The 26398-nt window shown below is 63.3% G+C and carries 28 protein-coding genes; 10 read left to right on the forward strand and 18 right to left on the reverse strand.

Annotated features, from left to right (window positions below; genetic code table 11):
- Positions 1-31: 31 nt before the first annotated feature.
- The 6 genes from E4J89_RS16950 to E4J89_RS16975 are packed head-to-tail and all read right to left on the reverse strand — an operon-like array spanning position 32 to position 4813.
- A complete protein-coding gene (locus E4J89_RS16950; protein WP_136787399.1) occupies positions 32-778 on the reverse strand; it encodes a hypothetical protein in 747 nt (248 codons plus the stop codon).
- A 27-nt stretch (positions 779-805) separates the two neighbouring features.
- Entirely contained in the window at positions 806-1075 is a 270-nt protein-coding gene (locus E4J89_RS16955; RefSeq protein WP_136787400.1) for a hypothetical protein, read from the reverse strand.
- A gap of 11 nt (positions 1076-1086) precedes the next feature.
- Positions 1087-1686, reverse strand: coding sequence for a DUF6668 family protein (locus tag E4J89_RS16960; RefSeq protein WP_136787401.1), 600 nt, complete (start codon positions 1684-1686; stop codon positions 1087-1089).
- Positions 1687-1724: 38 nt separating this feature from the next.
- Complete coding sequence (locus E4J89_RS16965) at positions 1725-3182, reverse strand: chromosome partitioning protein ParA (protein WP_136787402.1); 1458 nt, start codon at positions 3180-3182, stop codon at positions 1725-1727.
- Between the two features lie 45 nt (positions 3183-3227).
- Positions 3228-3740: a hypothetical protein gene (locus tag E4J89_RS16970; protein WP_136787403.1), complete on the reverse strand. Its 513-nt coding sequence runs from the start codon at positions 3738-3740 to the stop codon at positions 3228-3230.
- Positions 3737-4813, reverse strand: coding sequence for a CHAP domain-containing protein (locus tag E4J89_RS16975; RefSeq protein WP_136787404.1), 1077 nt, complete (start codon positions 4811-4813; stop codon positions 3737-3739). Before E4J89_RS16975 ends, E4J89_RS16970 begins: the two co-directional genes overlap by 4 nt.
- 104 nt (positions 4814-4917) lie before the next feature.
- On the opposite strand from E4J89_RS16975, the gene E4J89_RS16980 reads away from it, so the two are divergent.
- A complete protein-coding gene (locus E4J89_RS16980) occupies positions 4918-5232 on the forward strand; it encodes a MarR family transcriptional regulator (protein WP_136787405.1) in 315 nt (104 codons plus the stop codon).
- Between the two features lie 131 nt (positions 5233-5363).
- On the opposite strand, the gene E4J89_RS19815 is transcribed toward E4J89_RS16980, so the two are convergent.
- The 4 genes from E4J89_RS19815 to E4J89_RS17000 all read right to left on the reverse strand — a co-directional run bounded on the left by E4J89_RS19815 (position 5364) and on the right by E4J89_RS17000 (position 8516).
- Positions 5364-5759, reverse strand: coding sequence for a hypothetical protein (locus E4J89_RS19815; protein WP_240691954.1), 396 nt, complete (start codon positions 5757-5759; stop codon positions 5364-5366).
- 74 nt (positions 5760-5833) lie between these two features.
- Positions 5834-6325, reverse strand: coding sequence for a hypothetical protein (locus E4J89_RS16990; protein WP_136787406.1), 492 nt, complete (start codon positions 6323-6325; stop codon positions 5834-5836).
- Between the two features lie 653 nt (positions 6326-6978).
- Complete coding sequence (locus E4J89_RS16995) at positions 6979-7965, reverse strand: hypothetical protein (protein ID WP_136787407.1); 987 nt, start codon at positions 7963-7965, stop codon at positions 6979-6981.
- Positions 7965-8516, reverse strand: a complete 552-nt coding sequence (locus E4J89_RS17000; RefSeq protein WP_136787408.1) for a hypothetical protein — start codon at positions 8514-8516, stop codon at positions 7965-7967. The genes E4J89_RS16995 and E4J89_RS17000 overlap by 1 nt, the downstream gene beginning before the upstream one ends.
- A gap of 925 nt (positions 8517-9441) precedes the next feature.
- On the opposite strand from E4J89_RS17000, the gene E4J89_RS17005 reads away from it, so the two are divergent.
- The 4 genes from E4J89_RS17005 to E4J89_RS19465 all read left to right on the forward strand — a co-directional run bounded on the left by E4J89_RS17005 (position 9442) and on the right by E4J89_RS19465 (position 14556).
- Positions 9442-9678: a hypothetical protein gene (locus E4J89_RS17005; protein WP_136787409.1), complete on the forward strand. Its 237-nt coding sequence runs from the start codon at positions 9442-9444 to the stop codon at positions 9676-9678.
- A gap of 208 nt (positions 9679-9886) precedes the next feature.
- The gene (locus E4J89_RS17010; RefSeq protein WP_346763393.1) at positions 9887-12121 is read left to right on the forward strand and encodes a MarR family transcriptional regulator; all 2235 of its coding nucleotides are present in this window, start codon (positions 9887-9889) and stop codon (positions 12119-12121) included.
- 999 nt (positions 12122-13120) lie between these two features.
- Positions 13121-13942: a ParA family protein gene (locus E4J89_RS17015; RefSeq protein ID WP_240691955.1), complete on the forward strand. Its 822-nt coding sequence runs from the start codon at positions 13121-13123 to the stop codon at positions 13940-13942.
- Positions 13939-14556, forward strand: coding sequence for a hypothetical protein (locus E4J89_RS19465; protein WP_240691956.1), 618 nt, complete (start codon positions 13939-13941; stop codon positions 14554-14556). Before E4J89_RS17015 ends, E4J89_RS19465 begins: the two co-directional genes overlap by 4 nt.
- A gap of 676 nt (positions 14557-15232) precedes the next feature.
- On the opposite strand, the gene E4J89_RS17025 is transcribed toward E4J89_RS19465, so the two are convergent.
- The 6 genes from E4J89_RS17025 to E4J89_RS17050 all read right to left on the reverse strand — a co-directional run bounded on the left by E4J89_RS17025 (position 15233) and on the right by E4J89_RS17050 (position 18730).
- Positions 15233-15556, reverse strand: coding sequence for an Lsr2 family protein (locus E4J89_RS17025; RefSeq protein ID WP_136787410.1), 324 nt, complete (start codon positions 15554-15556; stop codon positions 15233-15235).
- A 271-nt stretch (positions 15557-15827) separates the two neighbouring features.
- Positions 15828-16550 carry an RES domain-containing protein gene (locus E4J89_RS17030; RefSeq protein ID WP_136787411.1) on the reverse strand — a complete coding sequence of 241 codons (723 nt, stop codon included), beginning with the start codon at positions 16548-16550 and terminating at the stop codon, positions 15828-15830.
- On the reverse strand, positions 16547-16933 hold the full coding sequence (locus tag E4J89_RS17035) for a hypothetical protein (RefSeq protein WP_136787412.1): 387 nt from the start codon (positions 16931-16933) through the stop codon (positions 16547-16549). The genes E4J89_RS17030 and E4J89_RS17035 overlap by 4 nt, the downstream gene beginning before the upstream one ends.
- Before the next feature lie 229 nt (positions 16934-17162).
- Entirely contained in the window at positions 17163-17465 is a 303-nt protein-coding gene (locus tag E4J89_RS17040) for a DUF4193 domain-containing protein (RefSeq protein ID WP_136787413.1), read from the reverse strand.
- A 620-nt stretch (positions 17466-18085) separates the two neighbouring features.
- A complete protein-coding gene (locus E4J89_RS17045; protein WP_136787414.1) occupies positions 18086-18409 on the reverse strand; it encodes a hypothetical protein in 324 nt (107 codons plus the stop codon).
- An 81-nt stretch (positions 18410-18490) separates the two neighbouring features.
- On the reverse strand, positions 18491-18730 hold the full coding sequence (locus tag E4J89_RS17050) for a hypothetical protein (RefSeq protein WP_346763394.1): 240 nt from the start codon (positions 18728-18730) through the stop codon (positions 18491-18493).
- Between the two features lie 105 nt (positions 18731-18835).
- On the opposite strand from E4J89_RS17050, the gene E4J89_RS17055 reads away from it, so the two are divergent.
- The 3 genes from E4J89_RS17055 (at position 18836) to E4J89_RS19470 (ending at position 21670) form a co-directional block, all read left to right on the forward strand.
- Positions 18836-19852: an ATP-dependent DNA ligase gene (locus E4J89_RS17055; protein WP_136787415.1), complete on the forward strand. Its 1017-nt coding sequence runs from the start codon at positions 18836-18838 to the stop codon at positions 19850-19852.
- A 504-nt stretch (positions 19853-20356) separates the two neighbouring features.
- Positions 20357-21334 (forward strand): DUF4192 family protein, encoded by a 978-nt coding sequence (locus E4J89_RS17060; protein ID WP_136787416.1) that lies wholly within the window; start codon positions 20357-20359, stop codon positions 21332-21334.
- Positions 21335-21523: 189 nt separating this feature from the next.
- Positions 21524-21670, forward strand: coding sequence for a hypothetical protein (locus E4J89_RS19470; RefSeq protein WP_169304042.1), 147 nt, complete (start codon positions 21524-21526; stop codon positions 21668-21670).
- Between the two features lie 85 nt (positions 21671-21755).
- Here the strand turns inward: E4J89_RS19470 and E4J89_RS17065 are convergent, their stop codons facing one another.
- Entirely contained in the window at positions 21756-22004 is a 249-nt protein-coding gene (locus E4J89_RS17065) for a hypothetical protein (protein WP_136787417.1), read from the reverse strand.
- 430 nt (positions 22005-22434) lie between these two features.
- On the opposite strand from E4J89_RS17065, the gene E4J89_RS17070 reads away from it, so the two are divergent.
- On the forward strand, positions 22435-22863 hold the full coding sequence (locus E4J89_RS17070; protein ID WP_136787418.1) for a hypothetical protein: 429 nt from the start codon (positions 22435-22437) through the stop codon (positions 22861-22863).
- Between the two features lie 601 nt (positions 22864-23464).
- The gene (locus E4J89_RS17075) at positions 23465-24817 is read left to right on the forward strand and encodes a ParB/RepB/Spo0J family partition protein (RefSeq protein WP_136787419.1); all 1353 of its coding nucleotides are present in this window, start codon (positions 23465-23467) and stop codon (positions 24815-24817) included.
- 308 nt (positions 24818-25125) lie between these two features.
- Here E4J89_RS17075 and E4J89_RS17080 read toward each other — a convergent pair whose 3' ends face one another.
- The gene (locus E4J89_RS17080) at positions 25126-25896 is read right to left on the reverse strand and encodes a hypothetical protein (protein ID WP_136787420.1); all 771 of its coding nucleotides are present in this window, start codon (positions 25894-25896) and stop codon (positions 25126-25128) included.
- Positions 25897-26398: the final 502 nt, after the last annotated feature.

Raw genomic sequence — 26398 nt, forward strand, 5'->3', positions numbered from 1 at the left:
TGATGTCACCCAGTTTGCAGTCAGCCATCGCTTACACCCCAGACCAGGCAATGAAGCCGCTCAGATCGGTGAGCTGGGCGGTGCCAGTGAATATCTGGCCATCATCTGAGGCTTTAACCTTCCAGTCTCCGTCCACCCACCGCAGCGAGAGGACGCTGTGCGCCAAGGCACCGTTTTGGAGCTGAAAGGCCAGATCAACATCGGCCTCAGTGGGGCTGTAGGACTTCAGGATGAAGCCCCTGATTTGTGCGCTTTGACTGGATTCGGTCGATGAACTTCGTGTTGTCGCAGCCTTGATGGCCGCGTCCCTGCCAGCGCCCGGTACCAGTAGCCGCTCCGCGAGCTTGACCTCGTCCTGAGCGGAGGAACCGAGAGCGACGGCGTTCGCCGCAGAATAGAGTGCTCCAGTCGGTGAGTGTGCAAAGCATGAACGGAAGCCGCTGGTGTCGGTCAAACCTGGGCCGGAAGTCGTGGGCTCAGTCGGTGCAGCCATGCGGCCGACCAGTTCCCACTTGGATTGGGGAGCCGCTCCTAGGGCTGTGTCAGATGAAGAAGGCAGCCCACAGATGCTTTTGTCTGCACGGGCGGGATTGGGACTTGCTGCAGCTGAGGCGGATTCCGCTGTGTCCGGTATGGGGCGGGCATCGCTCTGCCCCTTGGGGAGAAGGAAGATGACGATCCCTGCCGCAACCAGCGCAACCACCAGCACTGCGGCGATGATGAATCCGGGTTTGGTGAACGGATTGCTTTCGGTGGTGCTCTCTGTTGACTGGCTCATACGGAACCTCCCGTTGATGGTGCTGGCTTAGACGAAGGCGCGGACGATGCCCGCGGCTCCGGTGATGATGATGCAGCCCATGAGGACCGAGCCGAGCTTGCCGATCGCCTGTGCGCCTTCACCGCGCTGGAGTTGGATGACCATGCCGATGCCGACGATGATGACGCCCAGGACGCCGAGGACCAGGCCGATACCGGAGGCCCAGTTCAGGATGGTCAACAGGCCGCCGGCCTGCGCGGGGACGACGGGGGTGGGGTTGGGAATGACGCTGGTTGAGAGTGCAGTGAACGTGTTCATGGTGAGACCTTTCAGTTGTTGGTTGCCGTGGCCAGGGCGGCCACGTCGGTAATGAAGCGCTGGTATTCGCGGACGGCCGGCAGCGCTGTGGTGTCCGTGTGCCGCCAGGCGTCCACCCAGGGCAGAGCCCAGAATCGTGGCGCCCCGCCGCCTACGAGGGCGGTGAAGTCCCGAAGCGCTTTGGGTGTCTTTCCCGGGGCGTCTGCCAGGACGGCGAGGCCGAGCAGGTCGACCTGCGGGGCAGCACCTGACGCCCATTGGGTGAGTGCGTTCCTGGCAGTTGTCAGGCCGCGCATGTCTGCGCGGCAGACCAGCAGCACCTGCGGACTGCCGCCGCCGGGGAGGACAGGCCAGCAATGATCCGTGGAACGGGCAGATTCGATGAGGTCAGCGATCCGGCTTTCACCCGCTCCCCCATGGGTACCAACAACCCAGAGGTGGGCTGTGCCGGCCATGCTGCGGGACGCCAACCGGTCTGCCGCGTCTGGCTCGACTATGCCCCGCAGCGGTCTGCTGATGACCGCCGCCGGGGGGACAGCCGCAGCCGGGGTTTCCTCAGCCGGATCGTCCGCCGTGGGGCGGGTGACCCAGGGGTTCAGGGTCTGTTGCATGGTCCTCCTCTCAACTCTCATGTTTCGTAGGGATCGTTCTAGAAGCCTTTGGCGACAGCGGCCGCTGCCGCGAGCCACGCCCGCTGGGTCGCGGGCTGGAGCGCTTCGTAACGGATCGGCCCGTTGACCAGGGCGGGGTCGTACGGGATACGGACGACGGCGCGCACGAACGGTTCGAAGCCGTCCGCGATCCGCTGCGCCTCGGCTTTGGCGCGCTTGAGGGCGTCTCCGGTCATGCTGCGCTTGGCGTCGGTGGATTCGGAGACGATAACGACGGCGTTGCGTGCCAGCTCGGCGTCGTGGCCACCACGGGATTCGAGGGTCTGCAGCGTCAGCCGGGCTGCTTCTGCACGGTCCTCGATGGCGGTCACGGGGACGACGAGCTGGTTGGTGTGGTCGATCATCCGCCGCCAGTTGGCGGCCCTGGCGGTGTTGCCGGAGTCCATGATGACCAGCCGGTAGTAACGGGTGAGGACCTGGTGGGCGATGTCCACTTCCTCGGCGGTGACTTCGTGGTCGCCTTCTTCGTTTTCGTCCGAGCGCAGCACATCGAACTTGTCGGCGGTCTGGTGGTGGACGAACTTGGCGATCTCGGCCGCGTTCGTGGACGGGGACAGGAGTTTGGTGGAGGAATCGATCAGGTCCAGGACGCTGCGGTCGTGGGCGCCTTTCTCGGTCCGCCATCCCAGGGTGCCTTGGGATTCGTTGTTGTCCCATGCCACGGTTGCGGCGCCGCTGTAGCGGGCAAGGATCGCCGAGAGCATCACAACCGTGGGCGTCTTGTTGGCCCCGCCCTTTCGGTTGACCACGGCGATGGTCCGCGGGCCGGGCCAGTGCTGGCTGACGGTGCGGATATCCTCACGCTCGGACAGCTCCTCCTCTGAGGGGTCCATCCGGAAGCCCAGGCGGGTCAAGGTCCCGCGCCAGCCCTGCGTGGCTGGCTCCAGCACCGGGGCGCTCACCAGGAAGGAGGTCTCCTTCAAGCTGCGTCGGGTCACCGGTGCGTCGGTTGCAACAGCCTGCTGCGGTGCCTCGGCGGCCGGAGCCACGTCCTCGGCCAACGCAGTCTCCCCGGCCAGGGGCGGCCACGGGTGGCGTTCCACCGTCGGCTGGGCAGCTTCAGCCTTCAGCGCAGGCGTTGGCCCTGGAGTGGTGTCGGTGACTTCGGCGGCGGCCGCAGCGGGCGTGCTGGCGGGTGCGGCGGTCCGGCGGCGGCCGGGCCGGGGCTCGTAGGAGACGGATTCGACGTTGCCGCCCGGGTGGACGATCAGTTCGCCGTGGCCTTCGGGATCTTCGATGCGGACGCGGACGGGGCGCTGCAGCGTCCTGGCTTCGGCCACGACAAGGGCCAGGGCGTTGTCGCGCAGGTCCTGCAGCGTCTGCCCTGCAGGGACGAGGCGGGAGTTTCCTGCGACGGTGACCTCGGCTGTGCCGTTGTCGCTGATGATGGCCTTGATGTTCGGGAAGGCCAGGACCTCTGTTGGAGGGGTGCTCATGAAACCTGATTCCTTACGTTGACGGGGTTGGCGAGGTGCGTGCGCTTAGGACGTGGGCGGGGTGAGCCGGTTGACCTTCCACGGGGCCTCCTGGCCTGTACGCAGCAGCTGCACGGTGTAGGTCCCTGCATCAGTCGGCACGGCTGCCATAACGCCGTAGCCGTTCGCCTCATCGACCGTCAGCGTCGCGGGGCCAGTGACCCTAGTGGCGGGGACATTGGCGGGATCCACGGCGGAGTAATCGGCGGTGGCCTGCGGCGTGAGCCAACGGGCCAGGTCGTTGGCCCACTGCTTTTCCTCCACGCCCGGGCGGGCGAAGTCCGCCATGGCCTTCTCAGCAACGTCGACGGCCGCGTCCTTGCTTGCCTGATCCCAGGTAATGCCGATCGTGGCCGGCACCGTGCCCCCTGGAGCCTGCGGGCCACTGCCCGCGCTCAACGAAACCGGTGCGGAAGGCGTGCTTGTCGTGGTTTCAGCCGGTGCAGACGTGGTGGTCGCCGCCGGGGCGCACGCGGCGCAGAGCAGGGCCACCGCAATGAGGGCCAGAGACTTTTTCACGTTCTCTCCTCTTGGGTAGGCAGGTATAGGAAGGCTGAAGGGACATCGCTGCTGACGGTCCGGGTGTAGTAGTTGTGGTCATCCGGGGGCGGGTTGCCGTTGTAGCCCTCTTCGACGTAGGTGCCGTTGTCTTTGACCGCTTTGACCACCGCGACGTGGCCGAAGTTCGCATCCGCTCCCCCGACCCCAGGCGCGTACCAGACAACCGCCCCGACACGAGGAACGGAACCGGTGGGCCAGCCCTTGGCATCCCAGCCGGCCTTCCACATCAGCGCCGAACCAAGGCCCTGCCCATCCGGACGGAAGTTGCTGTTGAGGAACTTGAACGGTGCGCTGGTCGACCCCATCTGCTGGTTCACCCGCCAAAGGGCGAAGTCCACGCATTCGCGGTAAAACATGCCCAGCGGCGACGCGGCGGCAGATCCGGCTCCCACCTGCATCCAAGTGGGAGAGTCCTTCCACGGGTAGTCATCCCCGGCACCGGAATTCCCAGGGATGGCGCAGCCGCTGCCCTCCAGTAAGAACTTCCCGTCCGAGAGCCCCTGGACGAGCTTTACGGCCTCGGGCCAGTACTTCTGGTAGTGGTACGGGTCTGCGTTGCGCTGGACCTTGTTCCCGGCAAGGGTCGGCTCCAACAGCTCCCAGCCCTCAACCTTCTGCAAGGCTTTGATGAAGTTCGTGGCGCTGATGGTTGGGTCCATGCGGTCTGCGTAGGAGCCCCACGCGCCGTTGTCTCGCTGCTGGAATAAACCACGCGAGTCAGGTCCCGGCCCGTCGCCGTAGTCCAGGACGCGCAGCCCCGACTCCCCCAGGGACACCATGACGCTGATCATCTGGCCTTTTACGGACAGGTCTAGGGCCTTACCGGCACCCATGATCGCTGCGGCGTTCTTCAACTGCTCTTGGCTGTAGCCATCGACCTTAGTGTTGGCGTCCACGGACACCGAGACAGCCGGGCCACAGTCAGCCGCAGCAGGCTTACCGGGTGCGAGCAGGAGGACGGAGAAGATCAGGCCGAACAACAGCAAGGGAACCGCGACGGCATTCCCGGTGAGCGGCTTCGGGGCCTTCATGATGGGCTTAACGCCGTCGAAGGAACTCGTACCTTATTGCTTAGTAATAAAGTGGGGCAAAGGTGCGAATCTTTAGCTGCCGAGACATCAGGCAAGATGGACGCATGCCAAACCTCATTCGACCAGTGCTTCCCGGCGAGGTTGAGATTGCGATCGGCGTCATTGGCAATCGGGCTCAGACCCAGATTCTGCGCCATTTGGCCATCCTGGGCCCGTCGGCCATCGGCCGCCTCCAGGCTGCGATGGAGATCAGCCGCCCCAGCCTCAACCGGCACCTCGATGCCCTGTCCAAGGCTGGCCTGGTGCAGACTGACCCGCCCCCTGGAATGCGCCAAGGTAGGGATGTCGTCTATGCCGTTCAGCTGGCGCGGCTGCGTGGACTGGCGAGGGAGTACATCAGCTACGTCGAAGGAAACTGAGCCCGATTGGTGCAGGGCGCGTCCTCGGTAAAGAGATAGCCGACCTTGGGCGATGCTGCCTTGGGCGATGCTGCTGACTGTGATGGGCACGCTTCCACAGTAGCAGGACTGAAACATGTTTCAAACATGATTCAGTCCGACTGGGGATCTTCGCTTTCGAAGGCGTTCACGTCGTCCAAGAGAGCGTTGATGGCATCGAGGGTCTTTGAGTCGATGTCGCCAAGGGTCCTGGCTGCAATGCTTTTGAGCTTGTTTCTGCGCATTTTCTTCAGGAGTTGCAGCTCTCGCTCAATCCGCTCGGGGAGTTCGCCCGTCTCCTCGGTCAGATAGGCCGGATCAACTTCGAAGAATTTGGCGAGGGCGACCAGCGCCTCTCTGGGCACGGCTTCAGGCGACTCACCGGATCGTATCCGCCACCAGCGGGTACGAGAGAGCACGTATCCGTTTTCCCGTACGCCCGCTTGAATGTCGGCAAACTCGTAGGGCTCGCCTCCTTCGGCGACCACGACGTCGAGAAGGAGATTCACCTTGCGGGCTAGTGTTTCTGCCCGCTCGAGCCGATCCCGCGGGGTGCCTCCGCCAACCATCAATTCAGCCCCATTCAAATTCCTTGGCTTTCTGCCGTAGCGCGTTCACGACCCGTGGGGAATAAATTTTCGTACCATCGGCGAACTGCCAGATCCCAGCCTACCGGGTCGGAATTCCATTCTTGAGTGTGCCCGGTGCAGTCGAACCCTATGAGCTCCACCATGCCCTTGTGGGTGGTCGCGAAGCGGGAAGACGTTTTAAACGGGACCGACCAGTCATTTCTATTGTGGAGGATCAGGGTGGGAGTGTTCAGTGGACTTTCAATCCTGGCGCGATCCGAGTTCCGGATGTCCAGAGGAGTATTCAAACCGACCAGCTGGCTGAAACCCTTGGACGCCAGGAGCAGAGTCACCAATGAGCCTAGGAATTGTGGGTATCGCTGGCGGCGTGCGTTGGCGCGCAGCACGTCCTCCCAGGCCAGGACCGGAGAGACCAACACGAGCCCCTTGATCATTCCTGCCCAGGGCGACCGCCGTAGGGTGTCCAAAGCCATGGTTGCGCCCATGGACCAACCAAATATCACGCATTCCGTTCCGCCAAAATCCGCAACTAGCCGAAGTGCGGCTTCGAGATCGAGCCATTCCGCTTCGCCCAAATGTGATCGCGCATCGCCCGAGCGGGGCCCGTCGCCATCATTCCTATATGAGATCACGAGAGAACTGAGACCCATGCGGGTGGCAGTCTCAACCCCGCGCAGTGTTTGCGTCCGATCGCTCCCGTGACCGTGTACGTGAAGGGCCCAGCGTGAAGCTCCCCCGTTGACCACCCAAGCCGGGGCTTCTCCTATGGGTGTCTCGACAACTGCATCAACGGCACTGTCCGCTGTGGGATGGATGGCGACAATCCCGCTCCACCTCCCTCTGGAATCCAGAGACAAACTTTCGGGGCTCCAAACGAGACGCCTCGTGACTTTGTCGTGGTGGGTCGAAAGGATCTGCCCGATGACAACAGGAGGGCCGCCGGTCTCAAGCTGCAGACCGAACTCGCCCGGCGTGAGTGTTTGCTCAGTTGCGGGAAGTTCTATTTCGCCCTCAGATATGGAGCTGGGAGAAATGTCGTAGCGCCGCGCGTAAGTCGCTGACGTGGCCTTTCGGGCGGCCAAGACCGAGCCAAGGATCGGGGCTGTGACAATCAGCACGGCACCCCAAAGAACCGCCTTCAGTGAGGGCGCCATGTCAGCCGTTCGAGATGATTGGACGCCTGGGTTAGTGTCTTAAAACCCTCAGCACCGATCCTCTTGCCCGCTGAGGGGTCACGGGCCAAGGCGTCCTGAATCTCGACGATCATTCGGTGAAGTTCCGTGCGCCCACGGTTGGTCCGCCTCGGAACCACACCGCGGTCCAAGGTCAGTCCGCTGTTGCCGTCGATTGCTTTCTTCCACACCGGTGTCAAGTGTTCAAGAACTGAGGTGGTCTTCGCAGTTTCATAGAGGGTTGTGAGTTTTCGTCCTGCAGGAGGCAGGGCCAAGCCTGTGCAAAGAAGGATAAATGTGGCTGAGTTCAACATGTTGTAGACCGCGGACAGTGTGGCCATCGAGTCCGTTGCACCAAGTACGTGTAGTGCATCGAGCAGGAGTACATCGATGACTAGCAAAACTGCGGCCGCGCAGCCAAGGCCTATCAGATTAAACGCCACGCTGTAGATCCCGGTCGTCCAGGCCCTTCGAAACCGGATGCAGGTCCAACCTGCGGCTGCCATAACAGCTCCAACGTAGATGTACTGGACAGCGGAGTAAGAGCCGGCTGCCCACTGCCCGCCGTAGTCGCGCATAAAGGACGTCGATGTGACAGGGGCGTCTATCCGTAGGAACATTGCCGCCGTCCCGGATATGGCAATGACCAGGCCCCACTTAGCCCATTTGTCGTACGACGCTCTCGTGCCCGCGGATGCGGGCGAAGCGGCTCGATGAATGGCCCGAGCAAGGAAATAGACACCAACCAAGAGAAGTAGATTCGCTGCCAGGTCCGCGTAGTTCCTCCCGCCAAACCAGCCGTCGACAAGTATGAATACGGCGTCGACGTTCAGGACCATTGAGATGCAAATCAGGGTTGACGCCCAGAGGATGCTTGTGTCTTTGCCTTGACCTCTGGAAGCCGTGACAATCGCCGTAAGCGCGACCATTAGTGCAGCAGCAAGGAGTTCCATCAGCCGAAGACCTGCTCGAAAGCGCCCGGTTCGCCGGGGCCAACCCGGAGCGCATCTGCTAGTAAATCGGCGAGATACTCCGCGGTCGCCTCTTCCAGAGTCCTGAACTCCGTGCGCATGAGGGCCCTCCGAACGATCTCTGGGGAAAGTCCCCGCAGGCCCGCCTTCAGGACAGTGCCTGCATCTGGCAGCGCATCGTGTCCAAGTATCATGTGCGCAAGTTCGTGAAGAATGAACTGTTGTCGTTGAAGTTCCCATGGGGTTGGCGGATGAAACACCCACTCCTGGGCCCGGCCTGGCAACCAGAGGCCACAGATCGCGGTGCCGGCAAGCTTCTCTGTCGAGACAACCCTGATTCGCTTGCCACGCATCTTTTCGATGACTTTGAGCAACGAATCGAGGCTCAGACCGCCCGGCAGTGCCAAAGACCTGAACGCCGTTGAAGCGGCGTGGAAGGCCTGCTCGGCTGAGAAATCGGGCAGGGACCGCAGAGCTTGCGTCACAGAAAATTCACCCTTCGATAGCTTTGGTGGGCGACGTGTCTGAAACATGTTTCAAACTTGATTACACTAGATGCAGGCCTTAGTAGCGCTGGCCCGCCTCGGGCTGACCTTATCAAGCGGATGCCAAGACACCGACTACAGGAAGAGGAAACGGATTGCCGACCATTCCCGATGGCGCCACCTTCGGCTTACACCAGGTCTGCACCGCCATTCGCCCCGACTGCGCGTCTTCTCGGCGACACGCCGGAGGTAGACAGCCAGTCCGCCCGTCTCTTCGGCCCGTCCACAATCGGCGTCGTAGTGCGGTCCGGATCACTACAGCCGGCAACGCAGCGCGCGCGGCTGGCAGCCGCCGCTGTAGCTGGCGGACTGTAGCAACACGGTTCCGTCCTTTCCTCGTTTGGCGGCGGCTTCAGGGCACCCACTCCCCCGCCGGGGTGCTGTATCCGCGGTTGCGACACGCCGGAAGAAAATTCTTTTTTGCAGATTTTTGGCCCGGTCCTGACCTCCTTCCATGCGCAGTTTCCGGCCGGCCGTCGGGCTCCGAACACCGCCGGAGCCACCTGCAGAGGAAAAGTCTGGGAAATGGTTCCTTTTCTTCCATTGGAAACCGGGGCAAAAGTGGCCCAAAACACCCCTTCAGACCCCGTTTTTCGTGCTGCGGGAATTGGAACCATTTGCACCTACGGAACCCCTGTGCCACGCATGTCTTCGGCCTGTGCCATGATCACTCCGGCAATCCGCCGGCCAGGCCCTGCGCAGGAGCGGCAGCACCCAAGCGGAAACTTTTACAGGTTGCCCGGATGTCGTCTTACACGGTGGTAATTTCGTAGTAGTTGGAAACAGTTAAAGGATCAGCCCCGGCAGATCCGGTGACTGTTCCGGCAGGAATGTTCCCAAACCTTCCAGGCGGCCGGGACGTCCACCTATAGGCGGACAGATCGACACGAGATTCAAAGGACAGTTGAGAGCCATGGCTACTACAGGAAACCGCGGAGGCGGGCGTCGCAGTAAGGGCGAGCGTCGGTTCGTTGGCACCCGCGTAGACGTGAAATCTGCCGATCAGCTTGTCAGGGCTGCCAAGGGCAGGGGCGTCACCGTCAGTGAATTCGTCGAAGCCACGATCAAGAAGGAACTCGCTTCAATGGATCCTTCCGACTTCGCGCATCCAGGCCAGGAGGAGCTGCCTATCGGCCGCATGGTCTCTTAAAGCATAAGAAGGCCCGCACGAGGCGGGCCTTCTATGACAACTCAACACTCAACACCTAAGAGCTTGCCGGCGACCAGGTGATGAGCCCAACGGTTCCCTCACGGGAATCGCACGAAAGTCCTAAGGGGCTTTCTTTCCCCCTCCCAACGAGAGGAATAACCCCATCGTACATCAGCGCCTTCGCGCGCTGCCAGACCGTGCCTTCGGCGTGCCGCGAGACCATCTTGCCGCGGACAACCCGGAAACCGTCTGGGCGGCGCTGGCTTCCGAGCTAGCTGGCCAACCCCGCGTGCGGATCTCGCGGGACGGCGGACGCAGCTACCCCCAGCGTCACGAACGCGAGCTTACCCCGGCGTTGCCATCGCAACCGGCGGCCGTGCGCATCTTTGGAAAGGACGGCACCTGCCGGACCATCTGCCTGGACTTCGACTCTTCCGTCGACGGGGTCGACCGGGTGGCTGCCGACGTGTACCGAGTGACCTCTTGGCTGCACGAACACGGCGCCCGCTGGATCGAGGACCAATCCCCTAACGGCGGCCGTCACGTCTACATCCCGTTGGAGCAGCGCGTCACCTTCACTGAAGCGCGCGAGTTTGTCGAAGCCCTGGGCAGCCGCTACCGCAGCTTGGACCGGTCCCCGCACCAGAACATCAGCCACGGCTGCATCCGCACACCCGGCAGCCCTCACAAGAGCGGCGGCCATCAGAAACTGGCCATGAGCCTCACCATGGCCTACGACATAGTGCGTCGGCCCAACTCCCCCGCCGTATGGGAACGGATGGCCGCCGACCTGGCTCCCGAGATGGCCGCCGCCAGGGCGCTCCGCCTCGAGGAGCCTGAGCATTCCCTGACCGGGCCCGCCGCTCAGCTGCCGGACGCCGCCACCGGGACCGGCCGGATGTCCCGGACGATGCTGGCCGCCGCAGTGGACGGCATCTACGACACCTCCCGCTACGCGACTCCATCCGAAGCCCGGCAGGCCGTCCTGACCGCAGCTGCCGGCTGCGGGATGAGCCTGACCGACGTCGAACGCCGGATGAAGCAAGGCATCTGGCCGGGACTGGCCCAGTTCTACGCCCGCTACCGGGCACACCAGCGCTTCACCGCACTTCGCCGGGACTGGGACAAAGCGGTCAAATTCATCGCCGACAGGCATAGGAAAGATGATGCCCGTAAAAACAACACAAGCCAGCCAAATACACAGGGGGGGCAGCTTCTAGGGGGTTTGCCTGAATCGCCACACAGCGAACACCGCTTCATCCGCACCTGGAGAAACGCTCTGGTCCTGGCTGAAGAGCGCTACCGGGGTTCCCGTGCAGGAATGGCTCAGCGAATGATCCTTCGGGCTTTGGGCGCCGCTGCACACATGACGGGCAGCAGGTTCATCGAATTCGGTGTTCGGTCTCTCGCAGTGGCCTCCGGTGTCGAACACACCACCGTGGCCGCCCACTTGCGTGCCCTCCGAGAAGAAAATGATCCGCTGGTCGTCCTCGTCAGCCAAGGCCGGGGAACCCACGGAGACCTCTACTGCCTGAACCTTCCGGAATCCCTGCAGGAAGGCGCGGAAAACCGCGCCTGGGACAGGGGCAAACTGCACTCGCTGCGCCCGGTGTTCCGCGAGTTGGGGATGCCGGCCGCCTTCGTCTACGAGGCACTTGAGCATTCCTCCGGCCCTCTATCCACCTCCGATCTAGTCCGGCACACCGGATTGAGCCGCACCGCCGTCACCGAGGCCCTGGAGACGCTGGCTGCGTGGAACCTGTCCGAACGCTCCGGCCGGGATCTCTCTTGGCGGTTGGTCGCGGCCACGTCGCTGCGGCAGCTCGCCGAGTTGTTCGGTGTTCTCGACGAGGTGGCCAAGCAGCTGGACCGGTACCGTGCCCAGCGTGCCCTGTGGCGCCAGTGGCTGTCCGAGCGCCTCACGACCGGCGCGGTCCTCCCCTCCCCCGGCGATGACTACCCCTGGGAGACTTTCGAAGGCCCACCGGACGACTGGACGCTGGCCGACATGGCCTTCAAAATTCCGGCCTACCCCTTCACTGGCGGGAAGCAATGGAAAGAAAGGAACCTTTACTTCCATTGCCTCCTTTTTGGCCAGACGTTCTCCCCGGACGAGTCACTAAATTGCGGCCGGCACCGCGGCCTGAATCAGTTCCCCGAGGAGAGCTGTCATCCCCCTATGTTCCGCTGGTGTCAAACAGAGGAGAAGGTATGGCACCCTCCATTGGCACCGCTCTGCGCCCACGCCCCCACCGCGTCGGGGGACGACACCGGTCCCAGGATGACTGCGGCGCAAATGCCGCCATTAGTTCCGATCACCCGAAAGGTTCGTTTTGATGCCATTGGAAGTGTTTGCACTCCCCCGCTCTCCGCTCCCCACTCTCCTGGCCCTGGTGATAGCCCGCCTTCATCAGGGCCAACTCCGGGACTCCGGCTCGCCTAAATGCCTTCATTAATACCGATGGGAGGGGATGGTTCCTTTTGCGACGTTGGATGCGCTTGCGGCCCCTCCCCTGCCCGGTGCCTCACGGAACTTGAGAGTGCCCGAACTTGAGCCCACTCCCTCAGGATCAGTACCAATACCGCAAATGCCACCTTTGGTTCTGGTCCGGGGATTAGAGACAACGGAACGGTTGGTGCATTTGCTACCAACGGTACCAACGGAAGCAATGGAACCTTTAGTTCTTTCGGAACTGGAGGGCGGTGGCTCTGACGCGACAACAGTCGACCACGCCCGCATCAGGGCTCGAACGAAAGAATAGAAACCGATTTATATAAGTGCGCAAACGGTACTGATTATACTTTTTGCGCCCAGGACAAGCGTTCCGAACCCGGCGGCTCCTGTCATACGGATCCGTGACCCCACAGGAACCAATGCCGCAAAACGTACTAAAGGTTCCATTTGCGGCATTCTCATTCACGGCCGAAACCGGGGAACACCGGAATATCAAGGCCCGGCGGGCGGAACGCGCCTCGAAAGCCTCCGATCGAACCCAAAGAGGTAACACCCCCGATGGTGGTTATGGTTCTTAAGGCGCAAATAGTTCCATAAGTGGCATTGGAACCGGGCACCGTCCTGCCGGAGGCCAGTCTAGATGCGCAAAAAGTGCTAAAGGAACCATTTGCGCACTTTGCGCCAGGGTCACGCTGCCGCAAAACGGTACCTTTTGCGGCAGCGGCGCATAGGGGACCAACGAGACCAATGGAGATAAGCCCTCCAACGGTGGTAACAGTACTAACTGCGCAAAAAGTACCGATACCTCCAGTGCCAGCAACGGAGGTAAGGGTACTAAAGGTTCCATTTAAGAATCTGTAACAGGCACGGGCGTGGCTACCGGGGACGGCAGGGGAGCGCCGATAGTGTGGTGAGCAATCGGTGCCGGCCGGTTGACTCGTTGCCACAGGTGGGTCTCCTCCGGCACGTTGCACCAGGAGAGAGGTAATGATTCCCATGCCGGCGAGAATCATAGCGGTCTGTAACCAGAAGGGTGGGGTAGGCAAGACCACCCTTGTCACCGGGTTGGCCGAAGTTTACACGCAGATGATGGGCAAGAAAGTGCTAGTCATCGACGCCGACCCGCAGTACAACACGACTTCGGCCCTGGGCCTGTCGGGTCCTGAGTTCACTCTCAACGACGTACTGTACGGCGACGAATCGAACAACCAGAAGATTTTCCCCGGGGTGGCAGCGGATGCCGTCCTGGAAGTGGGGGAGGAATGGCAATCGCCCAACCATTCCGAACTCGGGTTGATCGCCTCCGAACGCAACCTGGCCTCGCGAGAACGCGACTCGATGATGGCCCGTGAGCACCGCCTTCGGATCGCCCTGAAGGGCGTGGCCGAGGACTACGACGTCGTCCTCATCGACTGCCCGCCCTCGCTGGGCCTGCTCACTGTCAACGCCCTTACCGCCGCCACCCATGCGCTGCTCGTCAGCGAACCCCGGGTCGCGTCCGTGGAGGGCCTGGCCGAGATTGTCACCACGATCGCCGAGGTGCAGGAAAACCTCAACGAGGACATCGACATCGTCGGCGTCGTCGTGAACAAGGTCCGCAAGGGCCGCAAAGACCAGGACGCGTGGATCGAGAAAATCCGCACCGACTTCGGCGACCTGGTTCTGGATCCGCTGCTGCCGGACCGCGAGCTCTTCGCCAAGGCTCAGGCGGCGGCCCGGCCGCTGAAGTCCTTCGGTTCTGAGGCCAAGACTCTCCGTGCCGACCTGGAGCAGTTGGCGCGCGCTATCTGGAAGGGGAGCGAAGCGTGAGTGTTGACCCTGTGTCAGGACGGGGCGGCAACCCGGCCCTGGACAAGATCAAGCGCCGCGGCCGGCTGGGCAAGGCCTCGGGCCGCAGCGTCATCGAAGAAATGGGCGCCTCGACACCGGCCCACGAGCCGGAACCAGACCTGCCCGCCGCGAGCCTCCAGGAGGCGGTCCAGCCCGCCCCGCAGGCCGGACAGCAGCCGGCGGCTCAGCAACCGGTGCAGCAACCAGCACCACAGCAGCCGGTACAGCCGGTCCCGTTCGTTCAGCAGGTGCCTGTCCCGGTGATACAGCAGATCCCTGCCCCGGCACAGCAGCATGCTCCCGCACCCGCTGCTGCCCCGGCCGAGTCCGCCCCGTCGCCTGAGCCTGTCCCCGGGCAGGCCAAGAAGGAAGCGCCGAAGAAGGCCAGTTTCTTTCAGACGAAGGAGCAGGGGGACCGGATGCGTTCCACTTACAACTCGACCCGGCCGATGACCCGGTACCGGACCCTGTCGGAGTTTATCTGCGCCGCGGTGGAGAAGGAATGCGCCCGGCTGGAGGCCCAGTACAACAACGGCGAGCCCTACGATTCCGACCCGGATGACGTGCCGCGCGGCCGTCCCGTGGGAGGCTGACCGGAGCGCAACGAATCCGCCGCGTGCGAGTTACGCATCGGGCCATGGCCTTTGTCACAGCGTGTGTTAAGGGTTGGGTTAAAAACGGCCGTTGCCGTGGTCTCGGGCACCACTGCCGGATCTACATCTGATTCTGCAGGGGAGCGAAGCGGAGATTCAGCCCGAAATGCCTTCCCGGCATAAGCCACTCAGTCGGGAAGGAAACCATGGCCATCAGCGCCCTCCACATCGCCAAACCTACTGCGATGGAGGGCCCGACGGTGTTTGCCCGTCCTAAGCCCAGATGCCCTTCCGCTGCCGCCGTTGGTCGCCTTGCGGCTGGCCGCACGGAAGGGCTGGGACGCGTCCGCGGGGATTCTGTGCCCGTCCTGCCCGCCCCGGTGGTCAGCCACATCGACGGCGTGGCCGGCTACCTGGCCGCCCTGCCGGACAGAGAAGTTCCCCCTCAGGGCCCGGGGGGCAGCCGTAACCGGTTGCGTCGCATAGAAAGTCAGTATGAAGCTTCTGATCGCGGGGGACTGATCTGCGGTGGCAGTATGACGGCGGGCACGGCTAAGCGGGGCCTTAATTGCCCCCGTTCGCGGACTGCACTGGCTTGAGTGCTCGAATGGCATATCTTTCCGGAGCATGAGAACAGCCCCGGCGAATACCTGCCGGGGCTGTTAATAGTGCAATTTCAGTGAGCCGCCAGATATTTCTCTACGACGTCGGAACTGAGCCGCCCGCGGGCGTTTACGGCAACACCGTTCGCGGCAGCCCAGTCGCGTACATCCTTGGGTGCGGGTCCGCCACTAGTAACTTGCGGCCGGCGGGTCCTGCCGGGTTTTCCGGCTTTCCGGGCACCGCCAATGTACTTCTTCAGGCTGTCGCGAAGCTGGCGGGCATTTCCGTCGGCGAGGTCGATCTCATACGCGACCCCGTCCAAAGAAAAGTTGACCGTGGTATCCGCATCAGAGCCATCCAGGTCATCGATTAGTCGCACTACGACTTTCTGAGCCAAATTTATTACCTTCTAGTTATCGGAAAGGGAACAACGCCTCTAGACGTTCCTTGCCATCGTTCCACCCGGCAGGCTCCCCATCCTCGCCGCTAAAACGATTGCAATCTCTAACCTACGGCACTAGCCCATCTGGGTCCCGAACTCACCATTGACACTCTTGAGGGTTCTTTCGCTGCCGACGTCCCTTCACTCCGGTTGAGGTTCCGTCCGGGCAGGGCCTTGGGGGCTTGACCTTGGTGACACCGGGACGGGTGCTCCGTTGTCGGCGCTGTTAGCGGCGTTCGCCGAGGCCTGTCAGACCGAGCAGTGCCATGGCTTTGCGGAGTTCGGGGCTGCCCATGTCGAGGTCAGTGACTTGTATGCCGGTGATGAGGGAGCTGATTTCGCCGTCCGTATCGCGTTCGTAGATCGCCCAGAGCAGTAGGTCGTCGCCGTGGCGGGAGCGAAATTGGACGCCGTCGCAGAAGTCCGCACCGTCCGGGTACTTGAGGGTCCAGAGATATTGGGACACCTCTTGGGTCAGAAGGCGTTGCTCTGCGCTTTTTAGCGCAGCGGCGTCGAAGTCCTTGAGGTTGTAGGCCAGTGCCCGGGCCTTGAACCGGGGGTGGAGCGAGAGGACTGTTTCGGCGGCGGTGATATCGATGAAGCGTCCGGTGAGGTGGGCCGACGCGGCGACGCGGTGCGCCAGCCACTGGTCCAGGTCCAGTTCGCCCGGGGAGACGGTGGGGTGGTCCTGCCTGTCGTCTTCGTCCTCGACGATGTCCTCCATGTCCTGGAGCAGGTACAGGTCCGGACGGTGCGGGGCCAGGAGTTCCACGAGGCAGGCGAGGAGGCTTTCCCCTGCGTAGACCGTGCGGTACAGCCCGTGGTCCAGCGGATCCCACCGGCCGTTGAACCGGCCGTCTGCTCCGGCCCACCGCCAGTCCGACCACTCCCAGGGCTGCGGCGGGAATCCGACGCGCCATACGCGTCGGTCGAGTTCAGCGAACTTCATCCGAGACGGGCGAAGGCGCGGGCGGCCGAGAGCACCTCGGGGCCGATCTGGTGCGGGTGCATCTCCCGGATCAGCCGGGCGGGGGAGCGGTCCTCAAGTTGCGGGTTCATGCCCTGGAACCAAGTCTGCACGACGCGGTGTCCGTTGCTTTCCGCGACAATTCCGGCCACGTGATAGGCCAACCGCAGGCGGGCCTCGGTCTCGGCCGGCATGTTCCGGCTGCCCTCGGACCACTGGCGGACGGCACGGGTCTCCTGGACCCCGCCCAGATAGGCGACGAGCTTTGCCCCGAGGATTTCGCGCAGCTCCGCGACCAGCGGGGCGGTCTCGAGGTTGACCGAATCGCGGTACGCGCGTATTCCGGGTGACGCAGTCTGGCTCATGTTTCGATCATTCCCCACATGCAACGGAATGACAAGCCCATCCCAGCTCACAAACCGTTCAGATCACACCCCGGATCACACCCTGAGTGCCGCTGCTGAAGTTCGCCGACGTTCCGTTCCCGGCGTTCTCGCCTTGATACGGTGCGGGCCGCGTTTCCGGGCCCGGCCGGGCGCGGCTCCGGCAGCGAAACGGCTCTCGAGGGCCAGGACGGCCTGCGCGTCTAAAAGATTAGGCTTCGCAGTCTCTGCAGTAAGCATGGTCGCCCTGCCGGCGGGCGATCTGGGAGCGATGCCTGACAAGAAAGCACGAGTAGCAGGTGAATTCGTCGTCGGCCTGCGGAATGACCTGAACGCTGAGTTCCTCGGCGATGAACTCGCCGCCGGGAATGCCGGCTCCGTCCAGGCCGTCGGTCTCATCCAGTTCCAAGGTCACGCTACGTGCGTCCGGCGCATTTGCGGACTGCAACGCCTCCAGGGACTTGTCCTGGGACTCCTTGACGTCGGCACGCACCTCGTCATAATCGGTTGCCACTGCGTTGGATCTCTTTTCTCGGTAGTTGGAAGAACGGCGTACAACGCCCAGTTCTGCGCCGACATTCCCGCTCAAAGGGGCCTGTAAGACTCAGTGCCCGCACTATTCGCACACCCGGCTAAACCTGAGGGACAGGGCAGCAGGCTCCGGACCGCGTTCGAAGCCCTGCAAGTCTAAGGCCGCAACAGTGAACCGTAAAAGCTCAGAGTTTCCTCATCCCGTCTCAAGTGAAGAATCACACAGACACAGGCAGTTCCAGACATTCGCATCCGGGGACACCAATGTCGATGCACCGGAGAGCTGGCAAACTGCTGCAGATCGACTGCTAGGAAGGAAGTCCACACAGCCAATTCGGACCTGCGGGAAGCGGCCCGCTCCTGGCCGCTTCCCGTGACCGTGTGCCCACAGCAGCTTGTCCAAAAGCGGATCATCTCGCCGCAGTCGACGTACACGCCCACACGCTGTCTGAGCCAGCTGCCCGAATGGGAAATGCGCTCAGGAATCTAGCGTGCATCCCATAGACAAGACCGAGTTTCCGGCCTGGAAACCGCAGGCTTGGTATCGGGTGCCTTTTGGCCGGGAAAACAAGCGGAGGGCTGCTCTGTGCGGGTCTTGGAGTCTTAGGCTTCGTCGGAGAGGCGGACCAGATGCCAGCCTTCCCAGCCCGGGTGTTTGCGCACCTCCACGGTCCGTAACGGCGACGTCGAGGTGGCGCGCACCTGCAGGCGCCAGAATTCGACGTCGACAATGTTGCCCTGCCCGCGTCCGGCAGGCAGGTTTGATTCCCACCAGTTCCACCGGCTGAACCAGTGCAGCGGCTCGGCCGCTACCGGCCATAGCCGGCCCCGCCAGCGCACCGCCAACGGCACCCCCTGGGGTGTGAAGCGGAGTTCGACCGGCTCATTGAGCGCTCTCTGGCCTGTGTGTTCCTGTACCGCTGTCATTGGCCTGCGCCGTCCTCTCTCCCAAAGCCGTGTTCCGTACCTGATCGTTCCGCCGCCGCACCGCGGACGCCCAGACCCAGGTCACCCGGCGGACCCCTGCGTCCGTCCAGATGACCTGCACCGCCGGGACGTCCAGCCGAACGCCTCACCGGCGACCAGCTCGGCCGAACCCGGGAACCGGATCCACGCCCACACCGGCACCCCGGGCACCACACAGGTCACCTTGCAGTGCTCGAAATCCAGTTCCTCCCGGGTCAGCGACACCGGCTCGGCCCGCCTGCCGTAGCGGGCCGCCAGCTTCGCCAGAACCTCCCGATCCATCCCTTAAAAATAGAACACATATTCGAATTAAGCGAAGCGCCCGAACCAATTCCAGCGTCTGGCCCCGCCCGGTGAGTTCAAGGCGTTCCTTGTATCGTGGGCTGCATGGATGCCGGGCTGCCGGTGGGTCTGAGTCTGCCGGTGAAGGTGGCGTTGGCCCGAGCGGTGGAAAAGCTGCAGGGTCCCGGTGCGTTGCCCGGGGGAGCCTGGTGCGAACCGAAATGGGATGGGTATCGTGCGGTCATCGGCCGCGACGGTGATGAGACGTCCCTCTGGTCCCGGCAGGGCAAGGACCTTTCCCGGTATTTCCCGGACCTGATCAACGCGGCAGCCGAGCTGCTGCCTCCCGGCTGCCTGCTTGATGGCGAAGTCGTGATCTGGTCCGAGGACCGGCTGGACTTCACTGCGTTGCAACAGCGGCTCGTCACCTCGGCGAAGGCTCTCCCCACGTTGGTGCGGAAGGTGCCGGCCCACTTCGTCGCCTTCGACCTGCTCGCTATCGCAGGACACGACCTCCGGGGCGAGGTGTTCCGGGTCCGACGGCGGCTGCTCGAAGAGCTCGCGAAAGACTGGGCCGGCGGCCTCGAACTGTGCCCCGGAACCAGTGACCCGGAAACAGCCGCGACATGGTTCGAGGAACTGCCCGCCCTGGGCCTGGAAGGCCTCGTCATCAAGGGCGCCGACCAGCGCTACGAGGGCGGCCAGCGTCAGTGGCAAAAGATCAAGCACCGCGACAGCATTGAAGTAATCTGCGCGGCAGTCATTGGTCTGCGCACCCGGCCCGAGGCCATCGTCGCCGGGCTGCCGATCGACGGGGAACTGCGCATCGTCGGACGCTCCGCCCCGCTGAATACGGCGGCCTCGAAACTGCTGGGATCCCAGCTGCAGGCAGCCGGCCCGGATCATCCGTGGCCGCAGCGGGTGAAGTCAACGATCATGGATCGGTTCAACGCCGACGCCGGCGAAACCGAACTGACCCTGGTGGAACCGCTGGTCGTCGAAGTATCCGCCGATACGGCGATGACCGGTACCTCCTTTAGGCATACCTTGCGCTTCCTCCGGGTCCGACCGGAGCTGGATCCGGCAGCGGTGACCCACCCCGCGGAAGAAAGAATGCCGTAGATAACCGCTTCGAGGACCCGGGTCATACCCAGTGGGGACAGCTTTGAGCTGTGCGGAGGGCTCCACCTGCCCGCCAATGGGCATAACCCGAGCCCCTAAAAGCCCTGGGTCTTCGCTGCGCTACGCCCTATTCGGTCGTCCGCTGGCGCGGCCGGCTGTTGGGTCCAGGGCTTCCGTCGCAGAGCTCCGGGATCCCTGGCCCTTTCCCACGTCTTCGACGTTTTTTGGCTGCTGTCCTTCGGATCGTACGTGCCCGCTCCACCCCGTCTAGCCCCTCCTTCGTCGGGGCCTGCAGTGCAGGAAATGTCCCTGCGGCGCTCCTTCGTCGCTTATTACCACCGGGAATTTCCCGCCCCTTGCCCTGCGGGTAGACAGGCCTCCGTCGGGCACAGCTCCGCAAGCTCCGCCAGCAGCCAAAAAACAACGGGGGGGGGAGAGGGGACGCTGGCCGGTCACCATGGCCGCCCCACCCACCGAAATCCTTGGGCAAAAAGGAGCAACACCATGAACGAGAAACTGAACCTCACCGGACCCGCCGACCTGCTCGCCACCGTCCCGCACCTGCTGGGCAGCAAGCCCACAGAGTCGTTCGTCGTCCTCACCGCCCGGGCGGGCGCCCTGGGCGCGACCCTGCGGGTGGACGCCCCGGAGCACGCCGAACCGGTGCCCTACGCGCAGACCTTGACCAGCCACGCGGCCAACGACGAGGAAGCTACCGCGTCCTACGTCATCGTCTACACCGACGAAGACCCGGAGGGCTACCCCTACGCCGCGCACGTCGCGGCCCTGGTCAACGAACTCGCAGCGGCCCGGATGCCCGTGCGGAACGTCTGGCTTGTCACCTCCACCCACTGGGCCGAATTCGGCACCGACGAACACAACCCGCTGGATGAGATCACCGACAGCCAAGCCAACGCCGCCCTGACCTACATGGGCAGCGCCACCGACGTCGACGTCTACAACCCGGCGTTGCTGGGAACCTGGGCGCTGCGCGTCGAAGCGCCCGAGGGCACGGAAGCCCAGACCGAGGCGGCCTGCGCGGCGTGGGCGGTGCTGCTGGACGGAACGGCGACCCCGGACGGGCAAAGCGCCCGGGACCTCGCGGCCGCGTTCCAGAACAAGTTCATCCGGGACTTCATGTTCCGGGAGACCATCACCACCCACAACGGCAGCTTCGCTGACGTGATGCTCGGCAAGTTCACCGGCCGCCCCGACTGGGACCGCATCGACCGCGCCGAAGCCATGGCCTTCGAACTGATGAAAGCAGTCCCCACCGGCCAGCGCGCACCCATGCTGACCCTGATGGGCTGGCTGGAATGGCTCAAAGGCAACGCCACCGGCGCCACCCGCTACCTCAAGCACGCCGCCAACGACGTGCCCGGCTTCCGGCTCGCGGTCCTCATACAGGAACTCATCAACCGCGGCTCAATTGCCGAGGTCGCACGGAACGTCGAAACCGCATACAAGCGCCGCATGATCTAAGCAGGAACAGGCCGGCCCGGGGCTCACAGGACCCGGGCCGGCTTTTTTCGGTGGCGGGGCGGCCTCCCCCGCTGGCGCTCCTCCGGCCGCCATACGCTCGCGCGGGCGCAGCTACCAAACCCAACCAACGGGCAGAAACCCCCGATACAGTGGAGAAACGAACACTGCATCGACCATGGGACCGCGAGCATGAGCACCGAGAACACCCGTACCGACGACGAACGACCCGCAGATCCCAGCATCGCAGAGGACGTCATCGAGCTCAGCCTGCTCACCGCCGGCGAAACCACCGGCCCGGTTGATACCGAATGGGCCCAGGAGCACCACAACTTCTAACGACCTGGCAGCGAGACGCTGCCCCACAGATTTCCTTTGCCCAAGGGAAAACGAGAAGGCCGGCACCGCAAGGTGCCGGCCTTCTTCATGCCCGGGATCTTGCCTGGGCATGCCGCCAGAAAAAGGCCGCCGCGAGGCTGTTCAGTGTGAGGATGAAGAGGTCGCCGGCGATCGGCCGGCCGATGAAGAGATCCAGGATCACCAACGCCAGCGCCCCGCCGGCAGCGACCGTGAACACCACGGCCAGGCCCCGGTAAACCCGCAGAGAATCCCACCCAGGAGCGCGTCTCGCGCGGCCCGGGCGCCCACCATCATGCAGGGCAGGATCATCCATGCGCATACCCTACGCAGAAGCAGCGCGCGGGGCGCGCTGGGGGTTTCGCTGCGCTACACCCTGGCGGGCGTCCACTGGCGCGGCCGGCTGTTGGGTCCAGTGCCGGCTCCGCAGAGCTCTGCCACCCCTGGCCCTGTTGTGTCTACGACGTTTTCTGGTTGCTGTCCTACGGATTCTAGGCGTCCGCTCCACCCCGTCTAGCCCCTCCTTCGTCGGGGCCTGCGCCCCGGAAATTCCTCTCCGGCGCTCGTTCCTCGCTTATTTCCTCCGAGGATTTTCCCGGCCTTGCCCTGGCGGGTAGACGGGCCTCCGTCGGCCGCCGAGCAAGCAAGCTTGCCAGCAACCAAAAAACAACGGGGGGAGAGGGGAAGCTGGCCGGTCACCATTGGCCGCCCCACCCACCACATTCCTCTGCAAAAGGAGCAACACCATGAACGCCATCACCACCGAGACGGTAACCACCGCCGACACCGGCGAGGTCATCACCGACGCCCCGGTTCTGCGCGACTACCACGCCGACGGCGGGTACGAGTGGATGGACCGCATCGCCGAACACGGCTGGGCCGTGATTCCCAGCTGGGGGAGCGAGGGCTGGGACCTTGGCCAGTGGCCCTACGTCATGGTCGCTGCCATCCGCACCGCCGATTCCATTGGCAACCTGTTCGGCGTCGCCACCTACTGCGAGGGCGACGTGGAAACCACCTACTACCGGACCAAAGCCCGGCAGTGGGACGCGATCACCGAGCAGGCATTCTTCCACTGGAAGAACGGGCAGGCCCACGGACCGGCAGACCTGCCCGAAGCCGCCGCGGAACTGCCCAGCCGGTACCGGATGCCCTACACCGTCCACGCCGCCTAACCAGCACCCCTGGTGGCCGGACCGCTCAGCTCCGGCCACCATCCCGTCCCGGCGAAAGTTCGGGCGGGCCGCCGCACGGTGCAGCTGCCGCCGTGGTCCCCGGCGGCGGCCCGCCAATCCCGAAAAGTCCGACGCTCATCACCTTGCCGCCCCGGACCCGCCCCAGGGCCCTGGCCGGCACGGGAAAAGTCCAACAGGCTGCTGGACAAAGAGGGTGCTCGCAGGGCTCGCACTGATTCGGTCGTCCGCTGTCGCGGCCGGCTGTTGGGTCCAGTGCCGGCTCCGCAGAGCTCCACCGTCCCTGAACCTGGTGTGTCTACGACGTTTTTTGGCTGCTGTCCTTCGGATCGTACGTGCCCGCTCCACCCCGTCTAGCCCCTCCTTCGTCGGGGCCTGCAGGGGCGTGAATTTCATTCCGGCGCTCGTGCCTCGCTTATTTCCTCCAGGAATTTCCCACCCTTTGCCCTTGCGGGTAGACGGGCCTCCGTCGGGCACAGCTGCGCAAGCTCCGCCAGCAGCCAAAAACAACGGGGGAGAGGGGAAGCTGGCCGGTCACCACTGGTCGCCCCACCCACCATTCCTCTGCAAAAGGAGCAACACCATGAACACCACACCCACGCTGGAAATGCTCGACCCCAAGACCCTGACCATCGACATCAACGTCCGCAAGGACGCCGCGCTCACCCCCGCCTTCGTGGCCAGCATCAAAGAACACGGCGTACTCGAACCCGTGATCGCACACCGCAAGGACGACGGCACCGTGCACGTCCTGATGGGACAGCGCCGCACCCGCGCCGCCGTCGAAGCCGAACGGCCCGAGATCCCGGTCATGGTCACCGAAAGCCCCCAGGAAGCAGAACGCATCCTCACCCAGGTGGTCGAAAACATCCAACGCTCCGCGTTGGCCGAGGCCGACGAGGCCGAGGCCTACCACCAGCTCTCCCTGATCGGGGTTTCAGCGGCGCAGATCGCCAAGAAAACCGGGCGGACCAAGAACACCGTCGAGGATGCGCTGAAAGCCAAGTCCACCACCGCCGGGGACGCCGCCCTGGGCCGGGGATGCACCATCGAAGAAGCCCTGATTCTGGCCGAATTTGAAGACGACCCCGACGCGACCGAGGAACTTGAATCAGTCCTCGCCGACGAACCCGACATGCTCCTGCACGTCACCCAGCGCCTGCGGGACAAGCGGGACATCGCCGCCGCCCGCGCCGCGCTGATCGCCGAACTCGAAGGCCAGGGCAAGGCCATCGTGGAGGACGCGGGCCACTACGCCGACGAAGACGCCCTGTACGTCTCGGCCGCGAACCGGGCCGACGGTGAACCTGCCACCGAGGACGACGCCAACGCCTACATCATCCAGCGCGACTGGCAAGGCAACCACTCCGCCAAACCAGTCATCAATGGCTGGAAGGAACTCGGCTTCACCCCGCGCCACGAACGCTACGACGGCGGCCGCCAGGCGCAGTCCGGCCCGATGACCGAGGAACAGAAAGCAGAGCGGAAGACCCTGATCGCCAATAACAAGGCCATGGAATCCGCTGGTTTCGTCCGCCGGGAGTTCGTGAGGAACCTGCTGGCACGGAAGCAAGCACCCAAGGGCTGGCAATACTTCACCGTTCACGCCATCACCCACCACCCCGAGACCGCCAGCGGCTACCAAGGCGAAGTCGCCGCAGACATGATCGGAGCCAAAACCGACGACAAGAACGGACGCTGGGGCTGGAACCCCCTCCACGACCACGTCGCCAACACCACCGCCCGGCCCGAGTTCTCCCTGATCGCACTGATCTGCGCAGGATACGAAAAGACCATCGCCAGAGACTCATGGCGCTCACCGCACCAAAGCCACCGCGACTACCTCAACCAGCTAGTGACCTGGGGCTACACCCCATCAGAGACCGAACAGATCATCATCGACAGCGGCAAAGAAAAGACCCCCGAAGCCGCCTAAAACAGCCCCTTGCCGGGCGGCACGAAACACCGCCCGGCAAGGCACTAACCACCACAAGCGGTCCAGGAACCTTCAAAAGTGGGGCGGTCCGCCGCCAGGCCAAGACAAAGCAGCCACTCACCAGCGGCGGACCGCCGCTCACGCGACACAACACCCACAACCAATCCGCCGCGGGACCAGGAACAACGACGATCCGAACCCGTGGCAGCACCACCAACAACTCAGCTACGCTGAAACACAGATTTCCTTTGCAGAGGGAAACCCATGAAGGGTCGGCACACAGGTGCCGACCCTTCTGCTGTCTACGATCAGAGGTGTGCCTTGTGCTCGTCCGGGGCTGCGAGGTCCTTCGGCTCAACAAGGACTATTCTCTTACGTCTGTCTAGGTTTCTGTCACTCCACTCAACCGTGAAGGTGACGCCCTCGGCCGAGCCCTTCTGTGTGGGTCGGCCATAGAAGCGTTTTCCTGATGTAACCCCATCCTGATCGCTCCCAAATTCGCCTTTGAACACAGGAGGATCGCCATCAAAGATGAACTGATCCTCCGGGGCGTCCAGAAAGACGTTACCCACCATCCACCCCTTGTTGTAGAGGATAAATTCTCCCCGATCCGTCTCATCAATCCGGCGAAAACTCCAAGATGGCGGTTTCACCTCTGCGCGCTCTGCGGCCACTTCGGCGCTTCGCGCAGCAAATCCCTCTTCGTACTTTTGGCGCTTCAAGTCGCGTCGGTCTTCGGCAATTTTGCGAGCCCCAGCCAAGCGCTGCTTGGCCGTCGTATACGGAAAGCGAGGGCGCAAGCCAATGAGCCCGTGCCAGCGGCGACGCCACCAAGCCTTGCCGTCTTCACGGATGGCAGATGTGATTAGCACTATCAGCACAACTAACCCGCCGGCCCAAGGGGCAAGGTCCCACAATCGGGCATTGCGCTCCTGTTGAGACGACACGTCTCCTGGATTGAATACAAAATACTCAAGAAACAGGCCGCCAGCGGCAATAGCGAGGCCGACCAACAAGGTTTCCGCGACATAGAACCATGGGTTGTTACGTCTCGTGCTTGGTTGCTTCTTGTCGCTCACCGTAGAAGTTTATTCGGCTGCAGGACACGTAAGAGAGCATGGCGAGGTTCGCCGGCCTTTAGCTCTCGCATCGTTGGTCGAAGAGGGACCAGCCGCGCTTTAAGATGCGGTAGGAGGCCTCAAAGGGTTCAACAACGTCTTCCAAAGAACCGCCCAAGGTGCCCTCAGCCAGCACGTGACCCCTCTTTGGCTGTTTAAATTGCGCACGCAGCATCTTTGCCCACGCCAGCGCATGAGCGTCCCCACTCATCTGTCTCCAGAGACGCATGACACTGTGCTGCAGGTCGGGTCTGCGTTCATATACCAAGGCACATGCGTACGGAATTACATCGTCGGACATATTCACGCCCTTAGCCTGCGCCCCCGCTGCTTTGGCCCCGGGACTGTGTAAATAACGGTGTATTCGGCTCGACACGCCGGGCAGTGGCCTGGCGGGGAGGAGCCGGACGTGGCCGCGACACTTGAGGCTGTGCCGAACAGCGAGAATCTGAGGAATCTGTCC

This window comes from Arthrobacter sp. CAU 1506 (assembly GCF_005047635.1).
GTDB lineage: Bacteria > Actinomycetota > Actinomycetes > Actinomycetales > Micrococcaceae > Crystallibacter.